The 278-nt window shown below is 37.8% G+C and carries 1 tRNA gene; it reads right to left on the bottom strand.

Going from position 1 to position 278, the window contains the following annotated elements:
- Nucleotides 1–87: 87 nt before the first annotated feature.
- Nucleotides 88–178, bottom strand: a tRNA-Ser gene (locus tag AB4307_RS21920).
- Between the last annotated feature and the right edge of the window lie 100 nt (nt 179–278).

Genomic DNA, 278 nt, shown 5'->3' on the forward strand with positions numbered 1-278 from the left:
ATTTTCCGGATTGGTATTAGGTGACTTTTCTATGTTTCAGATACGAAAAAAGCCTTTGATAATCAAAGGCTTTTTTCTAAGAATAAGTGGTGGAGGGATAGGGATTTGAACCCTAGAACCGCTATTAACGGTTGCCGGTTTTCAAGACCGGTGCTTTCGACCACTCAGCCATCCCTCCAACAAATTGTCATCAACAGATTAGTAGACTGTTGAGGTTGTTATTTGCTAATGCAAGTAACGATACCTTTTGTCTTCACTTTTAAAAAAGTGAAAATAAA

Origin of the sequence: Vibrio sp. 10N.261.52.C2, assembly GCF_041471425.1 — a bacterium.
Taxonomy (GTDB): domain Bacteria; phylum Pseudomonadota; class Gammaproteobacteria; order Enterobacterales; family Vibrionaceae; genus Vibrio; species Vibrio crassostreae_C.